Origin of the sequence: Paenibacillus sp. A3 (assembly GCF_001399685.1) — a bacterium.
Taxonomy (GTDB): Bacteria; Bacillota; Bacilli; order Paenibacillales; family NBRC-103111; genus Paenibacillus_G.
The window spans coordinates 1-16,601 of sequence record NZ_JTHN01000154.1 but is presented as its reverse complement, the minus strand read 5'-3'; the positions used below and the strand labels follow the sequence as shown (position 1 = coordinate 16,601).

At 58.1% G+C, this 16,601-nt stretch carries 14 protein-coding genes and 1 riboswitch; of the genes, 12 read left to right on the top strand and 2 right to left on the bottom strand.

Features of this window, described 5'->3' with window-relative positions; translation table 11 throughout:
• Positions 1-2 precede the first annotated feature (2 nt).
• The 12 genes from QJ48_RS23200 to QJ48_RS23145 all read left to right on the top strand — a co-directional run bounded on the left by QJ48_RS23200 (position 3) and on the right by QJ48_RS23145 (position 13,989).
• A complete protein-coding gene (locus QJ48_RS23200; RefSeq protein WP_054975856.1) occupies positions 3-1,379 on the top strand; it encodes an ABC transporter substrate-binding protein in 1,377 nt (458 codons plus the stop codon).
• A 97-nt stretch (positions 1,380-1,476) separates the two neighbouring features.
• Positions 1,477-2,421, top strand: a complete 945-nt coding sequence (locus tag QJ48_RS23195) for a carbohydrate ABC transporter permease (RefSeq protein WP_237763036.1) — start codon at positions 1,477-1,479, stop codon at positions 2,419-2,421.
• Positions 2,422-2,433: 12 nt separating this feature from the next.
• A complete protein-coding gene (locus QJ48_RS23190) occupies positions 2,434-3,267 on the top strand; it encodes a carbohydrate ABC transporter permease (protein WP_054975855.1) in 834 nt (277 codons plus the stop codon).
• A 15-nt stretch (positions 3,268-3,282) separates the two neighbouring features.
• Positions 3,283-4,395 carry an ABC transporter ATP-binding protein gene (locus QJ48_RS23185; protein ID WP_054975854.1) on the top strand — a complete coding sequence of 371 codons (1,113 nt, stop codon included), beginning with the start codon at positions 3,283-3,285 and terminating at the stop codon, positions 4,393-4,395.
• Between the two features lie 204 nt (positions 4,396-4,599).
• Positions 4,600-5,319, top strand: a complete 720-nt coding sequence (locus QJ48_RS23180; protein WP_063858149.1) for a hypothetical protein — start codon at positions 4,600-4,602, stop codon at positions 5,317-5,319.
• Between the two features lie 3 nt (positions 5,320-5,322).
• Positions 5,323-6,498 carry an exo-beta-N-acetylmuramidase NamZ domain-containing protein gene (locus QJ48_RS23175; RefSeq protein ID WP_054975852.1) on the top strand — a complete coding sequence of 392 codons (1,176 nt, stop codon included), beginning with the start codon at positions 5,323-5,325 and terminating at the stop codon, positions 6,496-6,498.
• Positions 6,495-8,117: a beta-N-acetylhexosaminidase gene (gene nagZ, locus QJ48_RS23170; protein WP_054975851.1), complete on the top strand. Its 1,623-nt coding sequence runs from the start codon at positions 6,495-6,497 to the stop codon at positions 8,115-8,117. The genes QJ48_RS23175 and nagZ overlap by 4 nt, the downstream gene beginning before the upstream one ends.
• Positions 8,111-9,301 carry an anhydro-N-acetylmuramic acid kinase gene (locus tag QJ48_RS23165; RefSeq protein WP_054975850.1) on the top strand — a complete coding sequence of 397 codons (1,191 nt, stop codon included), beginning with the start codon at positions 8,111-8,113 and terminating at the stop codon, positions 9,299-9,301. The genes nagZ and QJ48_RS23165 overlap by 7 nt, the downstream gene beginning before the upstream one ends.
• Before the next feature lie 185 nt (positions 9,302-9,486).
• Positions 9,487-10,587: a PAS domain-containing sensor histidine kinase gene (locus QJ48_RS23160; protein ID WP_054975849.1), complete on the top strand. Its 1,101-nt coding sequence runs from the start codon at positions 9,487-9,489 to the stop codon at positions 10,585-10,587.
• Positions 10,511-11,155: a response regulator transcription factor gene (locus QJ48_RS23155; protein WP_054975848.1), complete on the top strand. Its 645-nt coding sequence runs from the start codon at positions 10,511-10,513 to the stop codon at positions 11,153-11,155. Before QJ48_RS23160 ends, QJ48_RS23155 begins: the two co-directional genes overlap by 77 nt.
• A 134-nt stretch (positions 11,156-11,289) precedes the next feature.
• A complete protein-coding gene (locus tag QJ48_RS23150; RefSeq protein WP_054975847.1) occupies positions 11,290-12,489 on the top strand; it encodes an FAD/NAD(P)-binding oxidoreductase in 1,200 nt (399 codons plus the stop codon).
• Positions 12,490-12,543: 54 nt separating this feature from the next.
• Positions 12,544-13,989, top strand: a complete 1,446-nt coding sequence (locus tag QJ48_RS23145; RefSeq protein WP_054975846.1) for a rhodanese-like domain-containing protein — start codon at positions 12,544-12,546, stop codon at positions 13,987-13,989.
• 80 nt (positions 13,990-14,069) lie between these two features.
• Here the strand turns inward: QJ48_RS23145 and QJ48_RS23140 are convergent, their stop codons facing one another.
• Together QJ48_RS23140 and QJ48_RS23135 are read right to left on the bottom strand one after the other, a co-directional pair.
• A complete protein-coding gene (locus tag QJ48_RS23140; protein WP_054975845.1) occupies positions 14,070-15,464 on the bottom strand; it encodes a hypothetical protein in 1,395 nt (464 codons plus the stop codon).
• 177 nt (positions 15,465-15,641) lie between these two features.
• On the bottom strand, positions 15,642-16,442 hold the full coding sequence (locus tag QJ48_RS23135; RefSeq protein WP_054975844.1) for a transglutaminase family protein: 801 nt from the start codon (positions 16,440-16,442) through the stop codon (positions 15,642-15,644).
• 14 nt (positions 16,443-16,456) lie between these two features.
• Positions 16,457-16,547: riboswitch (cyclic di-GMP riboswitch) on the bottom strand.
• Positions 16,548-16,601: the final 54 nt, after the last annotated feature.

The following is a 16,601-nucleotide window of genomic DNA, read 5'->3' as shown; positions in this document are numbered from 1 at the left end:
GTATGAAGGTCAGCAAACTGCTTGCCATGACGGTAGCCTTAAGTCTCGTATTTGTTTCCGCCTGCGCCAAAAAAGAAGGGGGAGCCAACGCCCCGGCCGGCGAAGCGGCGAAAGACGACAAGAAGCCCGACACCGTCAAGGTATGGGCCTACCCGGTTCATGGGGATTACGAGAAGGACATCAAGGAACTGATCGCCGATTTCAACAAGCAGTACCCGCACATTAAAGTGGAATACGAAGTGCTGTCCTGGGCCGAAGGTCCGAAAAAATTCGACATTGCTTTGAACGCGGGCGACCCGCCGGATTTGTATTACCATGCGGTGTCGGGGCACTATGTCAACACGGGGCTTGCCATCCAGCTCGACCAGTTCCTGACCCCGGAAATCAAGGACGATTACTTGCCGGGCATGCTTGATCTGGGCAAAATTCAAGGCAAGCAATACGGCTTGCCGCTGACCGCGGGACAATGGAATTGGGGCGGCAACAAGCGCATTTTGGAAGAAGCGGGCGTCGACTGGAAGAAGATTCAGGAGAAGGGCTGGACCTGGTCCGAATTCAGCGACATCGCCAAGAAGATGACCAAGAAGCTGCCTGACGGCTCGATGCAGTACGGTCTCGTGACGGACGGCACCAGCCTCGATTTCAGCCAGTTGATTACGCAAAACGCCGGTCTGGTCGACGTATTGGACGAGAAGGGCAAGTTCATTTGGAACGACGACAAAATTCTCGATTCCCTCAAATTCATCGACGGCTTGATGAAGGACGGCGTCATGCCGAAGGAAACGGGCGGACTCAACCCGCAGCAAAGAACGCAAATGTTTTACGACAGCAAAGCCGCCGTCATCAGCAAAGCGCTGCCTTATTACGATACGATTATCGCCAACCGCAACAAAGATATCGACGCGGGCAAAGTGAAGGGCGAGAAAATCGAATTCGTCCTGCTGCCGGTTCCGCACCATGAGAATGCGCAGGGCAAGACGTACGTGATGGGCGAAGGCTATGTCATGTTCAAGCAGAAGAACGACAAGGGCGAGCAGCACGCGAAGAACGCTTTCCTCGTGATGGAAGCGCTGAGCGGCGCGAAAGCGGGGAACTCCTCCAACGAGCTGAACCTGCCGTTCGTCCGCAAGTCCCAGGCGAAAATGTACGAAGGCAAGGGCAAAGCCCAGAAGTACAACTGGGAAGCCGCACAAAATTTCATGAAGAGCACCACGAGATCGGTCGAGAGCAATCTGGACGTCGACAAGTCGACGAAGCTGAAGCAGTTCCAGGAGCAAGTGCAGAAGCCGGCCATCCAGGCGCTGTTCGCCGGGGAGAAAACGCCGGAGAAAATCGCCGAAGAATTCAAAACCAAAGGCAAGCAAATGTTCGGCCAATAATGCAGTAACAAGCCGCGCGAAAAGGTGCCCTGTATGGAGTCATATGGGGCCTTTTTTTTCGGACTCGCCGGCATAGGCATGATGAAGGAGGATCGCCATGGACAATTTACACAATGGGCCGGGTGTGCCGAGCCCAGCCATCCGACAAAGGAAGGCGAACACTTCCGTCAAGCAGTTCATCCGGGATTACGGCTGGTCGTACTTGTTTATCCTCGTTCCGGTGCTGCTCTTTCTGGTGTTCACCCTGTATCCGGTCATCTCGGCGTTTCTGATGAGCTTTCAGAAGTATACCGTCATGAAAACGGACTGGGTCGGCCTGGATAACTACAAGTTTATGTTTCAGGACGAAGTGTTCTGGAAGTCGATGAAAAATACCGTGATTTTCACCGTCGGCACGGTGCCGGTCAACATTATTTTGACGTTCGTGCTCGCTTTTCTCATCTTTCAGATGCGCCAGTCGTGGCAGACGTTTTTTAAAGCGGCCATGTACTTGCCAGGCGTCGTTTCGGGCGTAACGATCTCGCTCGTCTGGCTGGCGATCTTCGATCCGACCCCTTGGGGACCGATGAACACGGTGCTTGGCTGGTTCGGCATCGATCCGGTCATCTGGCTCGGAAAATCGAACAGCGCCTTGTTCTCGCTGATGCTGATGACGTACCTCGGCTCGCACGGGGGCGGCATCATCCTGTACCTTGCGGCGATGGGCGGAATCCCGAAATCGCTCTACGAGGCGGCGGATATCGACCATGCGAGCGGCTGGACGAAGTTTACGAAAATTACGTGGCCGTTGCTCAAGCCGACGACGCTGTACTTGCTGGTGACGGGGGTCATCACCTCGTTTCAGGTGTTCATCAGCGTGTACCTGATGACGCAGGGCGGACCGAACTTCGCCACGACGACGATTGCTTATCTCATTTACCAGACGGCGTTCGTATTTTACGATTTCGGCCTGGCCTCCGCGCAATCGTTCGTGCTCGCTATTGTCATTATTCTCATCTCGATCATTCAATTCAAATATTTCTCATCGGACATCGAATATTAAGGGGTGACTGCGTTGAGCAACCAATCGAAAGTGATCTTCATCGGCATTGCAGTGATCATCCTCGCTTTCTGGGCGGTCATCACGGTCATCCCCTTGTACTGGATGATTATCGGCTCGTTCCAGGATTCGCTGGCCTCGGCTGTCTTCAAGCCGCAGATGATTCCGGACATTTGGTCCGTCGCGCCGTACGAGCGCTTTTTCACGAAAAACAACGCCGTCCAATGGCTGTTGAACTCGCTGATCGTCTCTTCCGTGCTGACCGTCACGAACCTGCTCTTCGCTTCCATGGCGGGCTATGCGTTCGCGAAGCTCAAATTTCCCGGAAGCAATTCGATCTTCTGGGTGCTGCTCGGCACGATGATGATTCCGGCGCAGGTCACGCTGATCCCGCTGTACGTGCTGGTGATCAACGTCTTGGACCTGGCGGATACGTATACGGCGATGATCGTGCCGACGTTGGTCAGCGTCGGGAATATTTTTCTCATGAAGCAGTACATGTCCACGTTACCGACATCGCTTATTCATGCCGCACGCATCGATGCCTGCAGCGAATTCGGCATTTTTTATAAGGTCATTCTGCCGATGGCCAAGCCCGGCCTCGCCGTTCTGGCGATCTTCACGTTCGTGGCGAACTGGAACGATTTTTTCTGGCCGTTCCTCGTGACGCGCTCAAGTGAGATGCGGACGATTCAGGTCGGTCTGGCAAGCTTCAAATTTGCCGAGTCCACGGACTACGGCGCGATTATGGCGGGGGCGACCATCGGGGCTCTGCCGATGATCATCCTGTTCTTCGCGCTGCAAAAATATTTCCTGCAAGGGATCACCATAGGAGCCGTGAAAGGCTAGAAGGAGGAACGAGCGATGGCACGTGTGGTGTTTCAAAATATACGCAAAGAGTATGTGGACGACAAAAAAGGGACCTTCACCGCGGTCGAAAACTCCAATTTTGTAATCGAAGACCGGGAATTCGTCGTGTTCGTCGGTCCCTCGGGCTGCGGCAAAACGACCTCCCTGCGCATGATCGCGGGGCTGGAGCGGCAGACGAGCGGCGATATCTACATCGGAGACCGCGTCGTCAATCAGATGCATCCGAAGGACCGCGACATTGCGATGGTGTTCCAGGATTATGCCTTGTATCCGCATATGACAATAGAAGAAAACTTGTCCTTCGGTCTCAAAAACCTGAAACGCCCGAAGGAGGAGATCCAGCGCAAGGTGAAGGAGGCGTCGGCGATTCTGGGGCTGACGGACATGCTGGAACGCAAGCCGCGTGAGCTCAGCGGCGGGCAGCGCCAGCGGGTGGCGGTCGGACGCGCGATCGTGCGCGATCCGCAGGTGTTCTTGTTCGACGAGCCGCTCTCGAACCTCGACGCGAAGCTGCGCATTCAGATGCGGGTGGAATTGGCGGAGCTGCACAAGCGGCTTGGCGCGACCATCGTCTATGTAACCCACGATCAGGTCGAAGCGATGACGCTCGGGGAACGGATCGTCGTCATGAACCAGGGGCGCATTCAGCAGATTGCGTCGCCGACGGAGCTGTACAACCGGCCGAGCAATATGTTCGTCGCCGGATTTATCGGGTCGCCGGCTATGAACTTTATGGACGCGCGCATCGAGCGCGGACACGTGCATGTGGAAGGGGCCTCCTTCGCCCTGTCGGACGCCGCGGTCCGGGGACTGAAGGCGTACGAGGGCAAAAGCATCATTCTGGGCGTACGCCCGGAGCATATATACGGAGAGGAGTTCGCGCCGTCGGCCGCATCGGCGTACCGATTGAACGCCGTCGTGCAGGTCGTGGAAAATCTGGGAGCGGAGAACCTCGTCTACTTCCGGGTCGGCCAGCGGATGGTAACGGCCCGCGTCCATCCGGAGACGACGGCGCAGGTAGGGCAGTCGAAGCTGTTCGCCTTCGACGGAGGCAAGCTGAATTTCTTCGATCCGGCTACGGAAGAACGCATCGTGCTGGAGGCATAGGCATAAAAGAAGCAGTCCGGTGAATATGAGCGGAGCAGCCGAAAGCGCTTTGTAGAAACGAAGTGTTCGCCTTTGTTTCCGGATTTCAACCTTTTAAGGGGTAGTATGATAATGAAATCCGGGAACAAGAGCGATCGGAAGAGCGTTTCGGATGCGCAGCGCCTGCTATTCACCGGACTTTTCCACAAAAAGGAGGTATGTCCGATGCGGAAGCTTAGTGAAATCATGGTGCGGTCGGGATTGCAAACGTACCGCGAAATCATTCATGTCGCCTTGTTCAGCATCGTCAGCTCGCTCGTCTTGTTTCCGGTGCTGCTCTTCCTGCCCGTGCCGCTGGCTCTGCTATTGCTGGTGCTGCTGTACGTGCCTTTGGCGGCGGGCGCGCTCTACGCGTGTCACCGCATCCTGCAAGGGGAGAAGGGAAGCGTGCGGACCATGCTCAAGGGAACGCTGGCCCATTACGGCTCTTCGCTCGTCTTCGGGCTCGTCTGCGCCTTGTTCGTGCTGATCCTTGTCTCCTCCTGGTGGTACTACGGCAGCCGGAGCGGGATGATGTCTTTGGCGCTGGCCGTGTTTCAGACCTACTTCGTGGCGCTCTTTTTCATATCGCAGACTTATACGCTGTCTCTGGTCGTTCAGGAGCGGCTCGGCATCTTCAGCGCCATGGGCCGCAGCGTCAAGCTGTTCGTCGCCCGTCCAATGTATACGATCGGCGCTTGCTTCCAGATGCTGTGCTTCGCCGTTCTGCTGGGCGTGACGGTCGTCGGCTTTGCCTGCTTGTATATGGGGATGATCGGATTTTTTGCGAATATGGTGACGGCGAACGTGCTGCGGAAGGATGAGGAGGAATCCCGTTCCGGCAGCAGGGCGGACGAATCGACTGCCGTGTCCGGCGACTTACATCTTGCAGGAAGGGAGAGCTGAGCGATGGAGCGGATGGTTCAGACGGGAGCGGACCGTCTTCCGCTGCTCGAGTCCGAGCTTCACGGACAGCGCTTCGGGCTGCTGACGAACCCGACGGGCATCAACCGGCGGTTTGAATCCGTGATCGACGGGTGCGCCGGGTTCAAGTCGGCGGCTTTGACGGCGCTGTTCGCCTGCGAGCACGGCATTCGCGGCGAAAGGCAGGCGGGGGTCCGCTTCGGCGATGAGGAGGACGACAAGACGGGGATTCCCGTCTTTAGTTTATATGGGGACCATAAGCGGCCCACGGAAGAGATGTTGGACCGGGTCGACGCCGTCGTTTTCGACATTCAGGATTTGGGCGTGCGCTTTTACACCTATTTAAGCACGCTGGTGTACATGATGGAAGCGTGCGCGGCCTGCGGAAAACGGCTGATCGTGCTCGACCGGCCGAATCCGCTCGGCGGGATCGTCAGCGAGGGCGGAATGCTGGAAACAGGCTACGAATCGATGGTCGGCGCGTGGGCGGTACCGTTCCGCACGGGGCTGACCATCGGCGAGTTTGCAGAGTATGTGAACAGCCGCATGCCTGTGCGGTGCAATTTGCAGGTCGTTCCGCTGCTTGGCTGGGAGCGGAACATGGAATATCCCGCGACGGGGCTGCCATGGATCATGCCTTCGCCCAATATGCCGACGATGGACACGGTGCGGGTGTATGCCGGGAACTGCCTGTTCGAAGGTACGAATGTGTCCGAAGGACGGGGGACGACGCGGCCGTTCGAGCTGCTCGGCGCGCCTTGGATGGACGGGCGCGCGGTCGGCGAAGCGGTGAACCGCTTAGGGCTGCCGGGCGTGCACGCGCAGCCGGTTCATTTTACGCCGACGTTCTCGAAGTATCAGGGCGAGCTGTGCAGCGGCGTGCAGCTGTTCGTGACCGATCCGACGGCATACCGTTCCGTCGCGACGGCGCTGCATCTGCTGCATACGGTTGCGGCGCTTTACCCGGCGCATTTTCAATGGACGCCGCCGTTTAAGGAAGGGCAGAAGCCTTTTATCGACTATTTGTCCGGCAGCGATCTGGTCCGCACTTCGATTCATACGGAGGCGGGGCTGAACCGGATTTTATCGTTATGGGACGAGCAAGCGAAGGCATGGAACGACGCGAGGCGGCCTTATTTGTTGTACGGAGGGGAAGCATGATGGAGCTTGCAGGCATGACGTTGGAGGAAAAGGTCGGACAGCTTATTCAGGCAGGCTTCCACAGCCAGGAGCCGGACGAGCACATTTTGGACCTGATCGAACGGCGGCGGATCGGCGGCGTGATATTATTCACGCGCAATGTGCAGGACCCTGCGCAGGTCGCGGCTTTGACCGGGAAGCTGCAGGAGGCGGCGCAGCGGGCGGGGACGGCTCCGCTGTGGATTTCCATCGATCAGGAAGGCGGCATGGTGGCGCGCATTACGGAAGGCGTTGCGCTGATGCCGGGAGCGATGGCGATTGCCGCCGGGGGCTCGGTGGAGGCGGCGTACGAAGCGGCACTCGTTTCCGGTCGCGAGCTGCGGGCGCTCGGCATCAACATGAATTTTGCGCCGGACCTGGATATCAACAACAATCCGACCAATCCGGTGATCGGGGTGCGCTCCTTTGGCGAAGCTCCGGAGGCCGTTGCGGAGTACGGAGCGGCGTCGATCCGAGGCTTTCAGGACGCGGGCGTGTCGGCGACGGCGAAGCATTTTCCGGGACACGGCGACACCGCGATGGATTCGCATCTCGACCTGCCGACGATCCCGCATTCGCGCGAGCGCATCGAAGCGGTCGAGCTGGTGTCGTTCCGGCGCGCCGTTGCTTCAGGAGTCGATGCGGTCATGTCGTCGCACATCGTGTTTCCGGCGTTCGAGCCGGAGCGGCTGCCCGCGACTTTATCCCGCCGCGTGCTGACGGGACTGCTGCGGGAGGAGCTCGGCTTCGACGGCGTCATCGTGACCGATTGCATGGAGATGCAGGCGATTGCCGCCCATTACGGCACGGTGCAGGCGGCAGTCCTTGCGGTGGAAGCGGGCGCGGACATCGTCTTGATCAGCCACAGCCGCCAGCTGCAGGAGGGCGCTCTCGACGCGCTGCTGGAGGCGGTCCGCTCCGGGCGGATCAGCGAGGAGCGGATCGACGCGTCGGTCCGCAGGCTGCTTGCGCTGAAGCGGAAGCGGCTGGCCGCCGGGACGCCGGAGCTGCATGAAGCGGCGCTCCGCCTCGTCGGCTGCGAGGCGCACCGGCAGACGGCAAGGCGGATCAGCAAGGCCAGCGTGACGCTGGTCAAAGACGAGGAGCGGCTGCTGCCGCTCCGGCGCGTTCCGACGCTGGTGATCCATACGTCGGCCGTTGCGACTTCGATTGCCGACGAAGCCGTCGATATCCCGCATACGCTCGGGAAAGCGCTGACCGCACTGGGACTGGACGTCGTCGAACGGATCATTCCCGTGTCGCCGGACGGCGAGGCGCTGCAAGGGCTGTTGACGCAGGCCGAGCCGTTCGGGCAGGTTGTCGTGGGCACGTACAACGCTTCCTTTTATCCCGGGCAGGTGCGGTTGATCGAAGCGCTGCAGGCGCTTGGCAAGCGCCCGGTAGTGGTCGCGCTGCGCAATCCGTACGATCTGCGCGAATTCCCGGACGTATCGGCCTATGCGGCCGTGTACGAATCGAGGCCGCTCGCGCTGGAGAGCGCGGCCAAGGGACTGACCGGCGCGATTCCGATGCGGGGCAAGCTGCCGGTCGCGGTCAGTGAAGCCTATCCGGCGGGATGGGGGGCGGACGGGCGATGCTAGCGTCCTACTTCCGCAAACCGCAGCGGCTGGTCGTCGGGCTGATGTCCGGCACGTCGCTCGACGGCGTCGATGCCGCGATCGTCCGCCTCGAGGGCCAGGGGCTCGATACGAAGGTCGAGCTCGTTCATTACACCGCGGTTCCTTACGACGATACGCTGCGCGAGAAGCTGAAGGAGCTGTGCAGCCTGGACCGGTCGAATGTGGCGATGGTGTGCTGCATGAACTTTTACCTCGGCCGCATCTTTGCGGAGGCGGTGCGGCTGGCCGCTGCGGAAGCGGGGCTGCCGATGGACGAGATCGACCTCGTCAGCTCGCACGGCCAGACGGTGTGGCATATTCCCGAGGCCGACCCGAGCGAATGGTGTCAGGTCCGCTCGACACTGCAAATCGGCGATCTGTCGGTGATCGCCAAGCATACCGGCAAGCCGGTCGTCGGCGACTACCGGACCGCCGATATGGCGGTCGGCGGGCAGGGCGCGCCGCTCGTACCGTACGCCGATTTCATTCTGTTCCGGGATGCGGCCAAGGGCCGCATCGCGCAAAATATCGGCGGGATCGGCAACTGCACCGCCATCCCGGCCGGCGGTCTGCCGGAGGACGTCATCGCTTTCGATACGGGGCCGGGCAACATGCTGATCGACGAAGCCGTGTATCAGCTGTCCGGCGGGGCGAAGAGCTATGACGACGGAGGCGCTTGGGCAGCGCAAGGGCGGGCGGACGACTCGCTCGTAGACCGGATGCTGAGCCATCCGTACTTCGCGCTGAAGCCCGTGAAGACGACGGGCCGCGAAATGTTCGGCAAGCCGTACGCCGCAGAGTGGATCGGCGAATCGCGGCGGCTGGGGCTTGCGGACGCGGACATTGTCGCCACGTTCACGGCCTTCACCGCGCGTTCCATAGCCGCAAGCTACCGCGACTTCGTCTTCCCCGTCTGCCGGGCGGACGAAGTGATCGTGTCCGGCGGCGGGGCGCACAATCGGACGCTGCTGCGCATGCTTGCCGGGCTGCTGCCGGAGCAGCGGGTGCTCACGTCGGATGCGTTCGGCATCTCCGGCGATGCCAAAGAAGCGATCGCGTTCGCCTTGTTCGCGAACAATTTCCTGCACGGCATTCCGAACCAACTGCCGTCTGCGACCGGCGCTTCGCGTCCGGCCGTCATGGGCAAGCTCGCTTTGCCGGAATGACCGGAAACGGGCATTCTTCGTTGATCGGACCATAACATTTATGCATGGCTTACACATACAGCAAGCCTTTCTCAAGAGAACGTTTTGGGAAAGGCTTGCTGCTTTTTTTTGCCGCCAATTTGACGCATCGCACATAAAAAAGGAAAATGAATAATATTATTTCCATATTTTGCGAGGTTGCTCTTATGGATCAAAACGATTATTTAAAGCAAATTTACACACACCTGCAGGACGGCATCATTGTGATGGACCAGGAGCGCAGGATTGTGATGATGAATCCGTCGGCCGAACGGATTACCGGCTGGAGCGAAGGCGTGCACGTGCCGTACTGCTCCTATTGTCAAAGCAGAGCACTTGAGCCGGGGGAAGAACGCTGTTATCTGCTGGCTAAACGAGAGGTCCCGTACTTCCTGTCCTCTATGCCGACCTATGAAGGCGGTCTGGTGGAAATGGAAATGAGCACGGCCGTCATTTACGAGAATGCGGCGCAGAAGCGGCAGGAAGTACTGCTGGTTCTGAAGGATTTGACCGCCAAACGGAAGGAGGAAGAAGCGAGACTATCCAAAATGGTGCTGCAAAAGACGCTGGAAGCCCAGGAAAACGAGCGCAAACGGCTCGCTCAGGAGCTGCACGACGGTGTCGGGCAATCGTTATATTCCGTGTCGGTGGGCCTTCAGGCGATCCGCTCCCGGACAAAGCACCAGGAAGAGGTATGGGGGAGCTATATGCAGGAGATCGTAGACGAACTGGAAAAGGTCATCCGGGACGTCAAGCTCTATTCGCTCCAGCTTCGCCCCCATAGTCTGGACCGGCTCGGTCTCATTCCGACGGTGAACCATCTCGTATCCACCTTGAACAAAGCGCATCCCGGCCGGCAGCTGACGTTCAGCCACAGCCAAGTCGGCCACCGGCTGAAGCCGGCTCTGGAAATTCATCTGTACCGGATCATTCAGGAGGCGCTGCACAATGCTTTGAAATATTCGCAAGCCGCACTCATGGAAGTGATCTTGTACCGCGAAGGGGCCGAGCTCGTCTTAACCGTACAGGATAACGGCATCGGATTTATCCGCGATCGGGTGGAGGAAGGACTCGGGCTGAAGCATATGGAAGAGCGGGCCGGCCAAATGGAAGGGCGGCTGCACATCCGGTCCCTCCCCGGCGAAGGGACCGCCATCCAAGTCAGAGTACCGTACAAGGAGGCGGAAGAGTATGATACGCGTACTGTTGGTCGACGACCACACGATGGTCCGCAAGGGACTTCGGATGCTGCTGGAAGGTTACCCTGAGCTGGAAATCGTCGGCGAAAGCCAAGACGGCTATGAAGCGGTCGACATGACGGGACGGCTGCAGCCGGATGTCGTCGTGATGGACTTGTCGATGCCCAGCGGGCTGGACGGTTTCGCCGCTTGCCGGGAAATCCGCAGGCGGCATCCTTCCGTCAAGACGGTCATTCTGACCATGCACGACGAAGAGATTTTCGTCCGGCAGTCCGTTCAGGTGGAGGCCGACGGCTACATTTTAAAGAACAGTCATGGCGAGCTGCTGCACCAGGCGATTGTCGAAGTCGTTCAGGGCAAGCGCTTTTATAAAACTTCCGTTTCGGACGATACCGTCAGGCGGTGGATGTGTGCCGATGAGGAGCGGCATCCGTCTCCTCTCACGACCCGCCAGAAGCAGATCGTACGCCTGACCGTGCTGGGCTACGCCAACAAAGAGATCGCAGAGCAATTGTCCATCAGCGTCAAAACGGTGGAAAACCACAAAACGAACATCATGCAAAAGCTGGAGCTGGATACGAAGCACGAATTAATCCAATATGCGATCAAAAACAACTATCTGGAGCTGGCGCTTTGAACGGCGTCCGTAGGGGAGTTCCCCTATGGCGCAAGGAGCGGCCCGACAGTACACTGGCGTTGACGGAAATCGCACCGCAAGAACAGTATTCGGCATTCGAGGGGCAACCCTAATACTTAAGCGGGAGGATGATTATGACAGCTCCAGAGCATTATTCCGTTGTGATCGCAGGGGGCGGAACCGCCGGGATTTCCGTGGCGGCGCGCTTAGCCCGGGCTTCCCGGGCGCTCAGGGGACGAATCGCGCTGATCGATCCGGCGGCGAAGCATTATTATCAGCCTCTGTGGACCTTGGTCGGCGCAGGCGCGGCGAAGAAGGAGGAGACGGAGCGGGACATGGCCTCGCTCATCCCCGAGGGCGTCGACTGGATTCAAGAGGCGGTCGTGTCGTTTGCCCCGGAGGACAACCGGCTGCTGACGCAGCCGGGAAGAGCGATCAGCTACGATTGCCTTGTGGTGGCGGCAGGGCTGGAAATCGACTGGGGGCGGATCAAAGGCTTGAAGGAAGCTTTAGGCCTTGACGGCGTATGCAGCAATTACGCGTATGAGACGGTAGACAGCACGTGGGACGCGATCCGGAATTTTCAAGGCGGGACCGCGATCTTCACGCATCCGAATACGCCGGTCAAATGCGGCGGCGCCCCGCAAAAGATCATGTACTTGGCGGATGACTATTTCCGCAAATCGGGGGTGCGCGACCGGTCGAACGTTATATTCGCCTCGGCCAAGGACGTCATTTTCGACGTTCCCAAATATGCGCGCACGCTGGAGCAAGTCATCCGGCGGAAAAAGATCGAGACGAAGTACCGGACTCATCTGATCGAGCTGCGTCCGGGGGCCAAGCAAGCGGTGTTCGAGCATCTGGGCACGAAGGAGCAGGAAGTCCTCTCCTACGACATGATTCACGTTACGCCGCCGATGCAAGCGCCGGCGTTTATCCGCGAAAGTCCGCTCGCCGACAAGGGAGGCTGGGTCGACGTCGATCCTTCCACCTTGCAGCAAAAAGCGTACCCGAATGTGTTCGGCCTGGGAGATTGCTCGAATTTGCCGACGTCCAAAACCGGCGCCGCCATCCGCAAGCAGGCTCCGGTCGTCGAACGGAATGTGCTGGCGTTCTTGCAAGGCGAGCCGCTGAGCGCGAGCTACGACGGCTACACGTCCTGCCCGCTGGTCACCGGGTACAACCGGCTGGTGCTGGCCGAGTTCGATTATAACCTGACGCCGCAGGAGACGTTCCCGTTCGATCAATCGAAGGAGCGGCTCAGTATGTACTTGCTGAAGAAAAATCTGCTGCCCATCATGTACTGGAACGGCATGCTAAAAGGACGGATGTAGCGAGGCAAATGAAAGGGCACTGCCCAATAAGCAAATTTTAAAGGGGGAAGGAATATGCTGCTGCGGTATTTTTTCGATGAAAAACTGGCTCATGCCTCTTATCTGGTCGGCTGCCAAAGGACGGGCGAAGCGATCGTGATCGACCCCGGCCGCCATCCGGCGCCTTACTTGCGGACCGCCGAAGCGGAAGGGTTGCGCATTGTTGCCGCTACGGAAACCCATATTCATGCGGACTTCGTCTCGGGGGCCCGCGAGCTTGGCGTCGCGCATGGCGCAAAGCTGTATCTGTCGGACGAGGGCGGCGACGATTGGCGTTACCGGTACGCGGAAGAGGCGGAGTGCCGGCTTGTCAAGCACGGGGACCGGTTTGCGGTCGGCAACCTGTCGTTTGAAGTTCTGCACACGCCGGGCCATACGCCGGAGAGCATCTCGCTGCTGCTGACCGATCTCGGCGGGGGCGCCGACGAACCGATGGGCATTTTCACGGGGGACTTCGTCTTTGTGGGCGATGTCGGCAGGCCGGACCTGCTGGAAAAAGCCGCCGGACTTCGCGGCACGTCCGAGGCTGGAGCCCGGGCGATGTTCCGCTCTCTCCAGCGATTCAAGCGGCTGCCGGATTACCTGCAGGTGTGGCCGGCGCACGGGGCAGGCAGCGCGTGCGGCAAGTCGCTCGGCACGGTGCCGTCCTCCACCGTCGGCTACGAGAAGCGGTTTAACCCGGCGTTGTCTTATACGGATGAGGAAGCGTTCGTTCAGGCGCTGCTTGACGGCCAGCCTGAGCCGCCGCGCTATTTTGCCGTGATGAAGCAGGTGAACCGGAAAGGACCGGAGCTGCTGAGCCGTCTTGCGGCGGTGGCAGAATTGGCGTCGTTGGAAGCTGTGGCCGCCCTGCATGAGGCGGGCGCAACGGTGATCGACACCCGGCCTGCCCAGGAGTTCGCCAAAGGACACTTGGAGGGAACGGTCAACATTCCGTATAACAAATCGTTCCCGAACTGGGCCGGCTGGCTGATCGATTACGACCGTCCGCTGGCGGTATTGGCGAAGCCGGACCAATGGCCGGACATCTTGACCGCGCTCCGATCCATCGGCATCGACAACGTGGCCGGCTATATGGATGCGGGCAAGCTTCGCGCGGACGACTCCTCGCACCTGGAGTCGTATGCCGAAGCGACCCCGCCCGAGATGGCCGGGAAGGTGGAAGCGGGGGACGTGCATCTGGTGGATGTCCGAAGCTTAAGCGAATGGCAGGAAGGACGCATTCCCGGGGCGCAGCATCTCATGCTGGGCACTTTGCCTGGCCGCTTGAGCGAAATTCCCCGGGATAAGCCGGTCTTGCTGCAGTGCCGTTCAGGTGCGCGCTCGGCCATTGCCGCAAGCCTACTGCAGGCCGGTGGGATCAAAGAGGTGATTAACTTGAGCGGCGGGTATATCCGCTGGCGGGAAGAGGGATTGCCGCATGAAGACGGCTCGAAGCCGCTGGCAGCTGGGAACAAGTAAAGCGTATAAAACAGGGAAGGGGCATGGCGGGGCTGCGAAGCCCTCCATGTCCCTTTCTCTAAGGCGCGATTAACATTGATTTATTTATAACCGCCGAGCAAATAGTTGTAGAACGGCTCATCGACCCAAAAGCGGTAGGACTCCACTTTGGCGTCCGGACGAATCTTTTGCAGGCCGGATGCGATCTCTGCGGTTTTGTCCGACAAAGAGAACGTCTGCGCATAATAATGGCCTTCGGTCAGCTTATTGTTCGAGATTTCCTTGTACGCGTCAATCGGGGTGAACGAATAGTAGAGCGGCTGCCACCAGGAGCTGGCGATCAGGCCTTTGGCGTCTTCGCTGTTCTTTTTGGCGTATTGGAAAATCACGTCTTGAAATTTCGCTTTTTGCTCCGCCGTATCGAATTCGAAGGCAATGTCATATTCCTTCGCATAGGCGATGTAGTTGCCGTTCTCGATCTGCACGACCTTGTAGCTGTCCGTTTGCTTCGGCTCGCCCCACTCCTTCAGGTAGACGAAGGCTGACGTTTTCGGCTCCAGCTGCACTTTGGCATTCAAGCCCTCGCTGCGCAGCAGTCCGATCAGCTGCACGGCGTGCGTAATATCGTCGTGTCCGTAGGTGAGCGACAGCTTCGGATCGAAATTCGCGCTGTAGCGGGAATCCTTCAGATTGTAGCCGGTGATCAAGTTTTGCTTCAGCGCTTCGTCCACGACGGCTTGCAGCTCTTTCACCTGGATCAGATCCTGCGTTTGATATGCTTGGTACAGCTTGGCGAAAATATCCGCGTCGGCCACAGAGCCGATCGTGTGCTTGTAAGCGCCTTTGAACGACAGGACGCTGCCGAGCAGATCGGCGGCAAAATCGCCGGATGCCGCGTCGCCGAGTCCGAACGAGCTGTGCCATGCGGCAGGAAGCAGGCCCGTGTCCACGGCCGCCGCCAATTCCTGCGCCGCTTGCAGCGACAGTTTCGGATTGCCGGGGTATTCGATGCCGAGCTTGCGCAGCGCCGATGTGATTTTCGCTTCGGGGTATGTATAGGCGAGCTCCTTCAAATTAGCGGCTTTCAGCGCAATATAGACCGCCGCATCTTCCGTGAGGGGAGCTACCGCCTGCAGTGTTCCGCCCGACAAAAAGCCCTTCTCGGCCAAAGCCTGGGCGGCCGGGTACGCAGGGTCCTCGGGCTTCAGATCGTTAAACCGGTTCTCCCCGGCAGAGGTGCCGCCGAGCTTCAGCGCTTTCGCCACGTCCTGGATAAATTCGCCCTTCGTAGGCGCAGCCGTCAGCTCGATCTTGTACTGGTTCTGCAAAAAGGTTTTATAGGACGCCGCAGAGGGAGACGATACTGCCGCAGGAACGGTGGCCGCTTCCGCACGAACCGCGGTACCGCCGTACAGTCCGGAGTAGAGCAGAGCCGCCGATAAGCTGACGGCTGCGAGCGGGAATAACATTTTCTTTTTAGTAACGGAACGATGCATGGCGAAAAGCCTCCTCTAGCAAAGTTGTAAATTCCAATAGAAAAACTTGTATTTGGATCATACCTCCTCGGGTTGCCTCTGTCAATATCGGTTTAGGAAAAATGAAAAAAAGAAGAACCGTATTTTGGAATACGGTTCTCGTTCGTAATAGCGTTCAATTTTGTTCTTAATAACGAACTAATATACCTGAGTAATCGTGTAATCCGCCGCATTTTTGATCATCGGGGTATCCTCGCCGTTTTGTACGCGGACTGCGTCGTACGTCGTGTCGATCGTGACCCATTGCCCATTTAAGAAAACTTGATTCCACGCATGGTACGTCGTCGGAGCCGAGGCTTCATATCCCATAATCAAGCGGGTCGGGATATTTTGACTTCTGGCCATCGCCGCAAACAATGCCGCGTAATCGTAGCAAATTCCTTTCGACGAATCGTAAATGGCATCCAGATCAGGAATATAATCGGCTTTGACCGATTGAGCTTTCTCGTAATCGTATTGGATGTTGCGCGTGATGTAAGCATAAATTGCGGCCGTTTTTTCCATATCCGTCATGGCGGCGTTCGTCAGCTTGTTCATCTGGACGACGGCTTTCGTATTGTTGTTCCAGCTAATAAGCGGAATCGATTGGACGAAAACCGCATTTTCGTTATCCAATTTCAGCTCGATGCTTTCTTTCGAAACGACTTTATATTTATTATCGCTCATTAACTGCGCGATCAGGACGCTATACGTGCCATTGCCTCGCTGCAGCGGATAGTGTGCCCCGTTCGTCAGGGTATAGTCGTAGTTATCATTGCCCTTCGAGATTCGAACAATCGTCTTCGTATCGGTATTTTGCGTGTAATTTACCGCGATGAGCCCTTTATCCAGAGCGGTTCGGTCGATTTGGTAGTTTTCGGCGGTTGCGGCATATGTTCCTTTTGGTGCTGCCAGCAGCAAAGTTGTGATGAATGTCATCGCCAAAAGCTTTTTGAACATAAAAAAGCTCTCCTTTCGGTAACTGGCTGCCATCTTAGTTACCAAACTAAGGAAGGCCCTGTAGCTTTGCGTCCCCAACTTTCGTTAGGTTTGCCTTTATCGGTTGAAAGCACCGAAAATATTTTTTTATGCTTCTAGCATACCATACTATTGTTTCTC